The organism is Amycolatopsis halotolerans (assembly GCF_042647905.1).
Classification (GTDB): Bacteria; Actinomycetota; Actinomycetes; order Mycobacteriales; family Pseudonocardiaceae; genus Amycolatopsis; species Amycolatopsis halotolerans.
On record NZ_JBHRWI010000004.1, the window covers coordinates 420,012 to 432,656 of the forward strand.

10 protein-coding genes and 1 tRNA gene are annotated in these 12,645 nt (G+C 66.8%); 9 read left to right on the plus strand and 2 right to left on the minus strand.

The features are described from left to right. The first annotated feature begins 7 nt into the window (after positions 1 to 7). From ACFORO_RS04500 to ACFORO_RS04510, 3 genes are all read left to right on the plus strand, one after another. Entirely contained in the window at positions 8 to 760 is a 753-nt protein-coding gene (locus ACFORO_RS04500; RefSeq protein WP_377869608.1) for a hypothetical protein, read from the plus strand. Positions 761 to 1,005: 245 nt separating this feature from the next. Further along, a complete protein-coding gene (locus tag ACFORO_RS04505; RefSeq protein ID WP_354746442.1) occupies positions 1,006 to 1,149 on the plus strand; it encodes a hypothetical protein in 144 nt (47 codons plus the stop codon). Between the two features lie 1,462 nt (positions 1,150 to 2,611). Beyond that, the gene (locus ACFORO_RS04510; RefSeq protein ID WP_377869609.1) at positions 2,612 to 2,887 is read left to right on the plus strand and encodes a hypothetical protein; all 276 of its coding nucleotides are present in this window, start codon (positions 2,612 to 2,614) and stop codon (positions 2,885 to 2,887) included. A gap of 136 nt (positions 2,888 to 3,023) precedes the next feature. On the opposite strand, the gene ACFORO_RS04515 is transcribed toward ACFORO_RS04510, so the two are convergent. After that, positions 3,024 to 3,096: transfer RNA gene (locus ACFORO_RS04515), tRNA-Ala, on the minus strand. Between the two features lie 920 nt (positions 3,097 to 4,016). Here ACFORO_RS04515 and ACFORO_RS04520 point away from each other — a divergent pair. From ACFORO_RS04520 to ACFORO_RS04530, 3 genes are all read left to right on the plus strand, one after another. After that, positions 4,017 to 5,624 (plus strand): coagulation factor 5/8 type domain-containing protein, encoded by a 1,608-nt coding sequence (locus tag ACFORO_RS04520; RefSeq protein WP_377869646.1) that lies wholly within the window; start codon positions 4,017 to 4,019, stop codon positions 5,622 to 5,624. A gap of 108 nt (positions 5,625 to 5,732) precedes the next feature. After that, the gene (locus ACFORO_RS04525) at positions 5,733 to 7,385 is read left to right on the plus strand and encodes an FAD-dependent oxidoreductase (protein WP_377869610.1); all 1,653 of its coding nucleotides are present in this window, start codon (positions 5,733 to 5,735) and stop codon (positions 7,383 to 7,385) included. Beyond that, positions 7,382 to 8,809 (plus strand): ATP-binding protein, encoded by a 1,428-nt coding sequence (locus tag ACFORO_RS04530; RefSeq protein ID WP_354746448.1) that lies wholly within the window; start codon positions 7,382 to 7,384, stop codon positions 8,807 to 8,809. The genes ACFORO_RS04525 and ACFORO_RS04530 overlap by 4 nt, the downstream gene beginning before the upstream one ends. Before the next feature lie 300 nt (positions 8,810 to 9,109). Here ACFORO_RS04530 and ACFORO_RS04535 read toward each other — a convergent pair whose 3' ends face one another. Beyond that, positions 9,110 to 9,529, minus strand: a complete 420-nt coding sequence (locus ACFORO_RS04535) for a DUF2993 domain-containing protein (RefSeq protein ID WP_377869611.1) — start codon at positions 9,527 to 9,529, stop codon at positions 9,110 to 9,112. A 1,121-nt stretch (positions 9,530 to 10,650) separates the two neighbouring features. Between ACFORO_RS04535 and ACFORO_RS04540 the strand changes: the two genes are divergently transcribed. Genes ACFORO_RS04540 through ACFORO_RS04550 form a run of 3 tightly spaced genes read left to right on the plus strand, consistent with a single transcriptional unit; the run spans position 10,651 to position 12,635 of the window. Then, complete coding sequence (locus ACFORO_RS04540) at positions 10,651 to 11,274, plus strand: pentapeptide repeat-containing protein (protein WP_377869612.1); 624 nt, start codon at positions 10,651 to 10,653, stop codon at positions 11,272 to 11,274. Positions 11,275 to 11,322: 48 nt separating this feature from the next. Further along, positions 11,323 to 11,922, plus strand: coding sequence for a sulfite oxidase-like oxidoreductase (locus tag ACFORO_RS04545; RefSeq protein ID WP_377869613.1), 600 nt, complete (start codon positions 11,323 to 11,325; stop codon positions 11,920 to 11,922). Continuing rightward, positions 11,892 to 12,635 carry a ferredoxin reductase gene (locus ACFORO_RS04550; RefSeq protein ID WP_377869614.1) on the plus strand — a complete coding sequence of 248 codons (744 nt, stop codon included), beginning with the start codon at positions 11,892 to 11,894 and terminating at the stop codon, positions 12,633 to 12,635. The genes ACFORO_RS04545 and ACFORO_RS04550 overlap by 31 nt, the downstream gene beginning before the upstream one ends. The last annotated feature ends 10 nt before the right edge of the window (positions 12,636 to 12,645 follow it).

The following is a 12,645-nucleotide window of genomic DNA, read 5'->3' on the forward strand; positions in this document are numbered from 1 at the left end:
ACGGACAATGGACCTGCGCGAGACGTACGCGGCGATGCCCAACGCCGCCGCCCTCGGCGACCTCGCCGACGCCTGGCACTGGGCGAAGGTGCCCGGCTTCGACTACAGCGCCGCCCTGTACGACGACGGCGAGCGCGCGTTCCAGGCATACGCGCTGGATTCGTACGACGAAGGCTTGGCCGTCGCCCTGCTGTCCTTCGCTCGCTCGCACAGCGCCGAACTGACCACCGACCACCCGATCACGCTTGCCGAAGGCTTCTCCCACGCAGGCTTCGGCTTCGACGCCGTCGCCACGGCCAGCCCGAACGTGCACCGCCTCTTCCCAGACGACGCCGAAAAGCATGAGGCGGTCCGGTCGCTCGTCCCGATCTACCGCTGCGAGGTAGCCGGCGACGAACCCCTCCCGGAAGCCCAGTTCCGCTACACCCGCGGCAACGGCATCCGCGGCACCAGCTGGGACCGTCCGCCGTCCCCGTACTTGAAGTTCCGCTACCGCGGAGACGACGGTTCGCTGGAAGGACAACGCGGCTTCTCCGGAGTCAAGGGGCTAGTCGGCGTGGTGACCCGCGGCGAGGGCCGGGACGACCTGTTCGCGGAGTTCGAGAACTACCGGCACGAGGTGTACGCGGTCACCTGGACCGACACCTGGACGCTCACGAGTCCGGACGGCGTCGCTCAGCTCAGCCTCGAGGAACTGCTGGAAGCGATCAAGGCCGCCCTGTACGGACCGAACGTGGAATCCGCGGACTTCCCCGGCTGAACCAAACTGCTGCGCTGGCCGTCCTGCCTCGTCCTGTTCGGCCGCGTACTCCACGCTGGCGCACCACCATCGGGCGCTCACCGACCGGCTCGTGGAGCAGGCGGTCGAGGACTTCCGGCTCAGCGTTGAACCCCTCGGCTCCCTCGGGGTGCGCACTTTCCTGATGACCAGCGGCGTGGCTGTCACGCATGCGACAGCGGGAAGGACCGGGTGCCTCCCTGTACCGGCTGTTGCCCCTGCTGTAGGTGGTCACTCCGATCGCGTACCTGATGACCAACGTAGGACTGCAGGTCTCCTCTATCGCTTCTGCCCGAAGCTGGACCTCGGCGATCTGGAACTTCTTCCAGCGGCTGCGGATCGGCATGGCCGGGGTCACCTGGACGCTATAGATCCAGATCATCGTCTCCTGCCGCGTTGCCGCGTTGCCGCGTTGCCGCGTTGCCGCGTCGCTGGGTCGCTGCGTCGATCCCGTTGCTGCTTCGGAAACCCTGGCACCGCCGGTTCTGCTGGCCGTCGTCTGCTTCAGCATGATCCTGCTGTCCGCGCGTTCCCTCTGCTAGATCTCCGGCACGCCGCACATGCGGGCGCATCAAGCCAGGCAAGGAGTTCTGCATCGTCAGCTCATCTCGCTCGTGCGCACGCAAGCCGCGCACCGCTATATCGCGCTCGGTCTCGGTGCATGCACCGGTGTTCACCTGGTCCCGACCCGCATCAGCGTTTCACCTCCCAGGACAACGCGATGCTCCGGACACTGCCGCTGGCGATCGCCGTGGTGCTCTTGATAACGCGCACGAACGACCGGATCAGCCTGTCAAAGGTTATTCGGGAGCGGTCAAGCCGGACCTCGGCGATCTACCCGGTCCACCTGACCCACAGGTACCCGCCACTCACCCTGTCCGTGCCGCGCGCCGACCCGAAAATCCCGTCGAAGCAGCGCGCTTTCCGTGCCGCGCGCCGACCCGGAAATCGCGGTACTCGCCGCTCCCGCGACGGCGATTGTGCCCAAACCTGCGGCACCGCTCCATCGAAATGCCAGCCGCCCGGTTCCTGCCCTCGCGCCGAGTGTGAAAACCCCAGGCAAACGTCACCGCCCATCGCGAACCGCGCCCCGTAACCCAGCCGGTTGAATAGCCTCTCCCGTCATCGAGGCCGCCCGTCCGGATGACCTCGGTGCCGGTGCGTCGCGCCAGCCAGACCCGTCCTGTCCGTCGACGCCTGAGCCACCGAACGAGGGATACCCTGCGCTGAAAAGGCCAGTCCGCGAAAAGATCCCCTTGCGGTGCCGACATTTCCTTCTCACCGCACCAGGATTCGCCGCGACGGCACTAACGCTGGCAGCGCACTCAAGCCCCCACACGCCGACTCCTCCACCTGAGAAGCGTCCCGCGCCGGGCCTTCTGGTCGCCGACTTCGTTGCCACACGGTCACTTTCGGCGGCCCATCGCTCCGCACCGGAACCCCCTTAGGCCCAAGTCGGCACAGCACCCTACGAAATCGCTCTAGGCTCCGACGGAACCGCCTGAGCACCCATCGCAGAGACGTAGCCGCCGACACCGCAACTCAGCGACACACCGCCCTGATCTCTTACCGCACCGACACGCACCGACGAATACCGCAGCGGCGGCATGAGCATCGCTCTACCCCGGACGTCCCCAACCGGAACGGCGTCCTAGAGGCGATCGACATCGCCCGCCGCAGCCGCCGGCACACCAGCCGACACCCGACCTTTCAACGTCACCGTCGTCAACACCTGCGACTGGAGCGCCCGCAGCATCTTCGTAAACCCGGCCGGAACTAGAGTTCCTGGCTCAAACCGCACTACGCAGCCGCACGCCCTTCGACGGTGCCCCGTTGCTGCCCTTCGAAAGCGACCGACTCCTGGTTGTAGACCCCAAGTCCAGCCACACCACCACCGAACCAATGACGGCCGACACCCGCCAACACGGCACCGCGATCATCAAGGACAGCATCCTGCTCCCACGAAGCCGTAGCAGCAACGGCCACACCGCATACACAACAAGCGGCTTCACCCGCGACGACCACTGGAACGGAATCAGCATCGTAGATATCCGCAACGCGCCCGTTTGCCGGACAACGCCCCTAGGAATCGCCCTGCCCAACGCCTGAACCCGAGCGAACAAGACCAACGCGACCAGGCGCGGGCGCGAGGCACACTCCGAACAGGGCTGGGGGATTGCACACCCCAATATGCTGGCGAAACACAAATGGCCCGCACCCTTGGCGGGCACGGGCCAACTATGTGTGGAGCTAAGGGGACTCGAACCCCTGACCCCCTCACTGCCAGTGAGGTGCGCTACCAGCTGCGCCATAGCCCCGAAGCAGAGGTGAACTCCGCATCTCGTATGGACATACAGTACACCCCGAGTCCGAGGCCTTCGGCAGGGGGTCGGATACCCGCCGCAAGCGCGGCCGAAAGCCGCGTGAAGCTGGTCAAGCCCGCACCGTCCTCTTCCTCTCGGGGCTCATTAGTGCAGGTCGACTGCCCTTCCTGACTTTTCTTCAGGTTTGCGTTGAGTGCAGGTGTGCCCGCGATTACATTCCTCCGCAGTCGCGCCGTTCGAGCCGACCCCAGCCATGCGGCGGACCGCATCCCCCGGCCGAGGTCGCCCGATGGCCCCGTCTCGGCAAGGAGGTGGCGATGGGTCCCGAATCACGGAGAGTGGCTGCACTGCTGCCGACACCTCCGAACCCGGCGGGCTACCTCCCCGCGAGGGACGGCGGCGCGCTGCCCCATCAACCCCTCACTGCAACCGCTGAAGCGCGGCCCGGTCAAACCACGGCAGCGAACGCTCAAAGAGCCGCCGCTCAGTCGCCTGCCAGGCCCGTCCCACTGGCCCGCACGTACATCAGCACCGGAACAAACGCGCACGATTGGCACTTTCACCTCACCCGCGAGGGCGATGCCGAGACGACCACCCAGCGGTCCCAGCTTCCTGTTCCGAGGGACAAGAACGCTCCGGGAACGTGCCGCGCCGCAGTCTCGTCGCGATTGCCGTTCCCCGAGGTCGACCCGCGATGGCCAGCGCATCCAGCCGCGGCGGTTGTCGATCTTGACTCCGGCCGAGACCGCGAACCGCGTCCGGGCGGACCGGCTGCCGACCGCGCGAAGCCGCAGCGGCCCGGCCGTCAGGACGCCGCCAACCGGTCGTTCACACTGATCTCCGTGGGTGGCACTACTTCTCCGCCGCCGGGACAAGTGGACCTGGGGCCGAACGTCGTCGTTTTCGATCCGTCGATGCCGAGCGCGAGCATCCAGCGCAAGCTGGACGCGATCTTCGCGGAGCAGGAGAAGAACCAGTTCGGTTGCCAGCGCTACGCGGTGCTGTTCAAGCCGGGCACGTACGCCAACGACGTGAACGTCGGCTTCTACACCCAAATCCTCGGACTGGGCAGCACACCCGACGCCGTGACAATCGACGGCGCGGTGCACGTCGAAGCGGACTGGTTTCCCCCTAACAATGCGACCCAGAACTTCTGGCGCGGCGCGGAAAACCTGTCAGTGAACCCCATCGGGGGCTCGGATCAGTGGGCCGTCTCGCAGGCGAGCCCGTACCGGCGGATGCACGTCCGCGGCGACCTCCGCCTCGACCACGGCGGCGGCTGGTCGAGCGGCGGCTGGATCTCGGACACGAAGATCGACGGCCAGGTCCGTTCCGGGTCGCAACAGCAATGGATCTCGCGCGATTCGCGGTTCGGCAGCTGGAGCGGGTCCACTTGGAACATGGTGTTCGTCGGAGTGGACGGCGCACCCGCCGGCACCTTCCCGGACCCGCCCTACACGACGGTCGACCAGACCCCGATCGTGCGCGAAAAGCCATGCCTTCAGGTCGACGAGGCCGGGCACTACCGAGTGTTCGTGCCCGCACTGCGGAACAGCACCTCCGGGGTCACCTGGGAACATGACAGCGCACCAGGCGTTTCGTTGCCGATCGACCAGTTCTTCATCGTGCAGCCCGGCGCTGCCGCGGCCGAGATGAACGCGGCGCTCACGGCGGGCAAGAACCTGCTGATCACCCCAGGCGTCTACCACCTTGATCAGCCGCTGCACGTGACTCGCCAGGACACCGTCGTCCTCGGTCTCGGCATCGCGACTTTGGTGCCGGACGGCGGGATCACCGCCATAAAGGTCGACGACGTGGACGGGGTGAAGATCGCCGGCCTGCTGATCGACGCCGGGACGACCTCGTCGGCCATGCTCATGGAGGTCGGCGGCCCCGGGTCGGACGCGGACCATTCGGCGAACCCGACCTCGCTGCACGACGTGTTCTTCCGCGTCGGTGGTGCCGCCGCCGGCAAAGCGCGCACCAGCCTCGTCGTCAACAGCAACAACGTGATCGGCGACCACCTGTGGCTCTGGCGAGCCGACCACGGCGCTGACGACAGCCACGTCGGCTGGAACTCCAACGCCGCCGACACCGGCCTGGTTGTGAACGGCAACGACGTGACGGTCTACGGGTTGTTTGTCGAGCACTTCCAGAAGGCTCAGGTGGCCTGGAACGGAAACGGCGGACGCACCTACTTCTTCCAGAACGAGATGCCCTACGACGTCCCCGACCAGGCCAGTTGGATGAACGGCGAGGCGGAGGGCTACCCCGCCTACCAGGTCGCCTCGGACGTGACCAGCCACGAGGCCTGGGGCCTGGGCAGCTACTGCTTCTTCAGCACGAACCCGTCGGTGGCCTGCTCGCACGCCTTCGCCGCCCCTGCTGCCCCGAACGTGCGGTTCCACGACATGGTGACGGTTTCGCTCAACGACCAGGGAACGATCACCCACGTGATCAACGACGTCGGCGCAACGACCCCGGCGGGCACGAAACCGGCGAACCTGGTGCGCTATCCGTAGCCACCACCTGGACAACCGGTGCCCGCCGCGGTGGCGGCCGCGGCGGGCACCGGTCCCTGGTTCTGTTGCTTGCCACGAGGGCCGCCGGGACACCGTAGGCTGTGCCGTGTGAGCCAGCCGATCCTGATGACCGTCGACGACGACCCCGCCGTTTCGCGGTCGGTGGCGCGCGACCTGCGTCGCCGCTACGGCAAGGACTACCGCGTCATCCGCGCCGACTCGGGTGCCGACGCCCTCGACGCACTTCGCGAGATCAAGCTGCGCGGCGACGCCGTGGCAGCGATCCTCGCCGACTACCGCATGCCGCACATGGACGGCATCGTCTTCCTGGAGAAGGCGATGGACCTTTTCCCCAACGCCCGGCGCGCGCTCCTGACGGCCTACGCCGACACCGACGCCGCGATCCAGGCGATCAACGTGGTCGACGTCGATCACTACCTGCTCAAGCCTTGGGACCCGCCCGAGGAGAAGCTGTACCCGGTCATCGACTCTCTCGTCGAGACCTGGCTCGCCGTCGGCGATCGCCCGGTGGAGGAGACGAAGCTGATCGGGCACCGGTACTCGGCGCCGTCGTTCCGGATGCGCGACTTCCTCGCTCGCAACGCCGTGCCGTACCGGTGGTACTCGGTCGACGACGAAGAGGCCAGCCGCCTCCTCCAAGCCGCTGGCGCGTGCGAGACCGACATCCCGGTGGTCGTGACGCCGGACGGCACGGTGCTGAAGCAGCCGTCGGGAAGCGAGATCGCCGATGCGGTGGGCCTTTCTACCCAGCCGGCGCAAGACTTTTACGACCTGGTGGTGATCGGCGGCGGCCCGGCCGGACTCGGTGCCGCGGTGTACGGAGCCTCCGAGGGGCTGCGCACCGTGCTCGTCGAGCGCAAGGCCACCGGCGGCCAGGCCGGAACCAGTTCCCGGATCGAGAACTACCTGGGCTTCCCGGACGGGGTGTCCGGCGCGCAGCTCACGGACCGAGCCCGTCGCCAGGCGCAGAAGTTTGGTGCCGAAGTGCTCACGGCCCGCGATGTCGTGGGCCTGGAAGCGCGCGGATCGAGCCGGGTCGTGACTTTCGGCGACGGATCCGAGATCGCCGCGCACTCCGTGATCCTTTCCAGCGGCGTCAATTACCGCGCGCTGGAAGCCGAGGGAATCAAGGAGCTGACCGGCCGCGGCGTCTACTACGGCTCCGCGGCGACGGAAGCGCCTGAGTGCTCGAACGACCACGTGTACATCGTCGGCGGCGCGAACTCCGCGGGACAGGCCGCGGTGTTCTTCGCTCAGCACGCCACCGACGTGACGCTGCTGGTGCGCGGCGCGTCGCTGGAGTCTTCGATGTCGCACTACCTCATCGAGCAGATCGCGGCCATCGAGAACGTCCACGTCCGCACGCACACCACGGTGCTCAAAGCTCACGGGGACGATCACCTCGAGTCCATCACGGTCTGCAAAGACGGCGTGACCGAGAAACTGGACACGGAACACCTCTTCATCTTCATCGGAGCCGCTCCTCGCACGGAGTGGCTGGGGAAAGGCGTCCTCCGGGACGCCCACGGATTCGTCCGGACCGGCCCGGACCTCGTGGAAGACGGACGCAGGCCGCCGGGATGGGCGCTGGACCGCGATCCGCATTACCTGGAGTCGTCAGTGCCCGGCGTGTTCGTGGCCGGAGACGTGCGCTCGCAGTCGGTGAAACGCGTGGCGTCCGCCGTCGGCGAGGGCGCCATGGCCGTGACCCTGGTCCACCGTTACTTGGAGGAACAGTGACTCAGCCCGCCTTGCCGCGCGAGGAACTGCGCGGCCTGTTCTTGTTCGAACATCTCTCGGACGCGCAGCTCGACTGGATCGAGCGGAACGCGGTGCGCGAGGAGTTCAAGGCTGACTCCGTGGTGATCCGCGAGGGCGATCCGGCCACCTGCTTCTACGTCCTGCTCAACGGCGCGCTGCGGATGACCCGAGTGGTGGCCGGAGCCGAGGTCGAGATGAAGCGGTCCGACCAGCGCGGTTCCTACTGCGGTGCAACGCAATTCCTGGCCTATCAGGACAGCGAAGCCACCTACGGTGCGACGATCTACGCAGTCAGCGACCTGACTTTCCTCACGCTTCCCGCCGCCGAGTTCGCCGTCGAATTCCGGCAATGGTTCCCGATGGCGGCGCACCTGCTGGAGGGGATGTACCTCGGCTGGCGCAACACCGACGCGCTGGTGTCGTCGCGGCGCCGGCTCGTCGCCCTCGGCGAACTGTCCGCGGGGCTCATGCACGAACTCAACAACCCGGCCGCGGCCGCGGTGCGGGCGACCGCCGCCCTGCGGGAGCGGGTCGCGGGCATGCGGCACAAACTGGCGATCCTGGCGAAGAAAGACATCGACCCGGATCTGCTCGAGTTGCTGCTCGACGTGCAGGAACGCTTGGTGAAACAGGTCGGCGACGCGCCCAAGCTCACCGCGATGCAGCAGGCCGACCGCGAGGACGAGATCGGCGACTGGCTCGACGACCACGGCATCGACCAGGGCTGGGACCTCGCGAGCATCTTCGTCGCGGCCGGGCTCACTCCGAAGAATCTCGACCACGTCCTCGAGTCGGTGGGCGAGGGGTTGCTCGACGGCGCGATCCGCTGGCTCGCGTACGCGCTCGAAACCGAAATGCTGATGGGCGAGATCGAAGACTCGACCAGCCGGGTCTCCACGCTCGTGGGCGCGGCGAAGCAGTACTCGCAAATGGATCGCGCGCCGCACCAGTTCATCGACGTCCACGAAGGACTCAACTCCACACTGGTGATGATGTCGGGCAAGCTCGGCGAAGGAATCCGCGTGGTCAAGGAATACGACTGCTCGATCGACCGGGTTCCCGCCTACGCGGCAGAACTGAACCAGGTGTGGACCAACATCATCGACAACGCCGTGGGCGCCATGGGCGGCGAGGGAACGCTGACCCTGCGCACCTGGCAGGTCGGCAAGCAGGTGCGCGTCGAAATCGGCGACACCGGGCCGGGAATCCCGGAAGAGGTGCGCCAGCGCATCTTCGAGCCGTTCTTCACCACCAAGGGCGTGGGCGAAGGAACCGGTCTCGGGCTGGACATCTCGTGGCGGATCGTCGTGGAACGGCATTCGGGCGACATCAAGGTGACGTCGGAACCGGGCGACACCCGGTTCGAGGTCTGCCTTCCGGTGGAGGAACAAGCGTCGCTCTGAACGCGCGCTTGCCTGCGGAGCCCCGGCATGGGACCGGGGTCTTCGGCTTCTTCGGAGCAGTTCTGCGGTGACTGTCATCGGTGGCATCCCCTCGGAGCGAATTGACGGCTCGATTCCGAGGTTAGCCGACCGCACCGACAGGATTTCGGGCTGATTTCGCGTTTCCCTTGTGCGCCAACGGTTTTAGATCTATCCCCGATCGAGTGATGATTCCGAACGGATGTTCGAGCACTCTGGATCACGGTAGCGCCGCGTCCATTGCCCGGGCCCACAAGGGGTTCGGTGGGCGCCGCTGCCGGTTCAGGGGAGGGACCGTGATCCGAATCCGGGAAGTGTCAGTGTCATTGCCGCTGTCGTCAGCCAGGTCAGCATGTCCGGCAACGGAATCCGGGCGAGCCGTCCGGGCCATTCGTCGGCTGCGATCGTCAGCGCGAGCTCGTCTTCGTCCGGACGGATTCCGGTCAGCCGCAACCCTTTCGGCAGATCCGGGAGCGGAAGCACGATCGGCCGGATCCGCTTCGGCGGACGCCTCGCCCACCGTCCGAGGCGGAGCGCGGTCGGGGTCAGCACTATTGCTTCGTCTTCGATGCCTGCGACGAGGGTTAGATACCCCCAGTGCGGATGCTTTCGCCAGCGCACCCGGAACCCTTCCGGATGCGGCGTCGCGATCAGATCGGGACGTGCCGCGGCAACCCGATCCCGCACCACAGTCCCGCTCACTTCTATCTCGAGTTCGACAGATCCGGGAATCACAGCTGGCGAAGGCAATCCTCGAAGCCGTACGTCCTTGGCGAGCACGGTTACGCGGCGCAGCGGAATGCGGTCGACGCCTGATTGTGCAGGCGCGTCGGCAGTCGACCGGCGTGCCGAGTCGGCTTGGCGGCTGCTGGACGGCCGTCCGGAGTTCTGCCGAGAAGTCGGTTGCTCGGATTCGCGCGGTTCCGCGATTGATGCGTCAGGTGCCGAGGTGGGCTTCCGCGTTGCGGCACCTGGTGTGGCTTCCGCGATTCGGCGATCACGGTGCGCCTGAACAGAATTCGACGATGCCGTCGTCTCTCGTGGACCGGATGGGCGTGCGGGAGTTCGGTCGTCGCCGAGCTGCTCGATGCGGCCAGTCGCAAGATCAGCCGTGTCCGGCGAGCCGTCCGTGTTGCTCGGCCCGTCAGCGGGAGGTCGCGTGCCCTTCTCAGCAGGCGCGTCGGATGAGCCCGAAGTGGTCGCGTCCTTTGTTTCACCACGCGCGTTCGACGCTGCTGCAGCCGCTGCGTATCGAGACGAGCCGGCAGTGCCGGCAAGGCTGCCAGCGCCGTGCTCAGCGGGGGCCGCCGAACTGTTCGGAACGGGCCAGTCGACGTCTTCCGCGACAATGCGGACGTCTCCCACCCGGCCGGTGGCCAGGCGAAGCGAGTCCGCCGGGTAATCGAGTTCGGTGAGGGTCAGGCCGACTTCGTGGCCTTGCACCGTTGTCGTAAGGCGACGGCCCACCAGTTGCTCGGTGACAGTCCGGGCGAGTGCGGCCGGGGTCGCGGGCACTGCGGGCAGCAGCGCCCGGCCCGCGGCGGCCAGGCCCGACAGTTCGGGCCAGGGCACCCAGGCATCGAACCATCGTCCTTCGCTCATCCGGCCATCGTATGGCTGTCCTGAGGTGACCGCTCCTCGCTGTGGCATGAGCCGCGTAGCGGAGCGGAAGGGGCTGATCACGCAACCGGCCAGGCAACAGGCGACACAGCACGTGCGGCGGCTCCGGTGATTCTGACCACCACCAGCCAAATCCCGTGGCGGCGAGACGCTGCTGTCGCGTTCAGCACCCGGTCGGCAGGCGAGCGAACTAGGCTTGGCGAATGTCCGAACACGAGCCGGAGCCGCCCGGCATCGAGACGGTCGAGGACCGTGTCTACCGGCGGGAAGACTGGTACGCGGAGGAGTTCACGGCGCGGCGGTTCGTGCGCTGTGAGTTCCACCAGGTTGATCTCACCGAGGCCGTTACGCGCGGTGTCACTTTCCTGGACTGTGTGTTCGGGAACGTCCAGTTCAACGCTTCGCGGCACACCGACTCGGCGTTCACTGGATGCGCGTTCAAGGGGTGCAATCTCTTCGACGCCGAATTCACCGGATGCAAGCTGGTCGGCAGCCGATTCCAGGACTGCGACCTGCGGCCGTTGCGCGTAACGGGCGGAGACTGGTCTTTCGTCGGATTGAACGGTGCCGACCTGCGCGGAGTCACGTTCCAGGGCGTCCGGATGCGCGAAGCGGACCTCACCAAGGCGAAGTGCTCGGGTGCCGTGTTCGCCGACGTGGATCTGTCCGGGGCGGAACTGCAGGACATCGACGTCACACGCGCTGAGCTGCGGGGGAGCGATCTGTCGTCGCTTGACCTGACCCGTGCGTCGCTGACTGGCGCGATCGTGTCCCCGGAGCAGGCAGCGGTGCTCGTCACGTCGCTCGGGTTACAGGTGCGCGGGTAGTCTCGCGTTCAGGGGCTGAGCTGTCGGGTATGTCCGGAAGGGAGCGCGATGGGAGTCGTCACGCCAGGCTTCACCGGACGCGCCCGTGGTGCCAACCCACGGCTGCCGCCAGGGCAGTATCTCGCCGAGGACTTCCCGGTTCTTTCGGCCGGGCCCACCCCTCGGGTGAGCACCGAGCGATGGGAGTTCACGGTGGTGACCGAAAGCGGCGAACGTCGCTCGTGGTCGTGGCCGGAACTGATGGCGCTGCCGAGCGAGAAGATCACGGTCGACATCCACTGCGTCACTCAATGGTCCAAATTGGACACTCGTTGGCGCGGCGTCTCAGTGGACACGCTCGTCGGGGACCTCGAGACAGCCGCTGATTACGTCATGGCGCATTCCTACGGCGGCTACACCACAAACCTTCCGCTCGCCGACCTCCTCAGCGGGCAGGCGTGGATCGCCTATGAATACGGCGGCAAGCCGCTCACCCCGGAACACGGCGGTCCCGCCCGGCTGCTGGTGCCGCACCTCTATTTCTGGAAGTCCGCGAAATGGGTGCGCGAACTGCGACTCGCAACGAAGGACGATCCGGGCTTCTGGGAAGCGGCCGGCTACCACGACTACGGAGATCCATGGCGGGAACAGCGGTATCAGGGCGACTAGCGTGGCGCGTCGCCCGGCTCGCGGAGATCCGGCAGGAGACGCCGACCGCGCGCACGCTGGTCTTCGACGTCCCTGGGTGGCCAGGCCATCTCGCGGGACAGCACGTCGACGTTCGTCTCACCGCGGCTGACGGCTACACCGCGCAGCGCAGCTATTCGCTCGCCGCACCGGCGAACGGAGACCGGATCGAACTGACTGTGCAGCGGGTAGCCGACGGCGAAGTGTCCGAACACCTCACCGGCCCTTACTCGATCGGAGACCCGGTCGAGATCCGCGGGCCGATCGGCGGCTGGTTCGTATGGCGTCCCACCGATTCTACTCCGGTGCTGCTTGTCGCCGGTGGTGCGGGCATTGTCCCGCTGATGTCGATGATCCGGGCTCGGCGCGACGCTGGCAGCAAAGCGCTGTTCCGGCTGGTCTATTCGCTACGTACCCCAGCGGAGCTGTACTACGCCGAGGAACTTCGCCGTCCGTACGCGGGGCTGGACATCACTTACGTCTACACGCGAGAGCTTCCGGAAGGTCGCTCCGGCATTCCTCGGCGCATCGACGTCGCCACGTTGAGCACCGCCGCGTGGCCAGCTGAATTCGGTGCCACTACGTACATTTGCGGGCCGACCGGGTTCGTCGAAACTGCCGCGGACATCATGCTTGCGCTGGGACATTCGCCGCAGTCGATCCGCACCGAGCGTTTCGGCCCCAGCCGGGACTGAGACCGTCCAG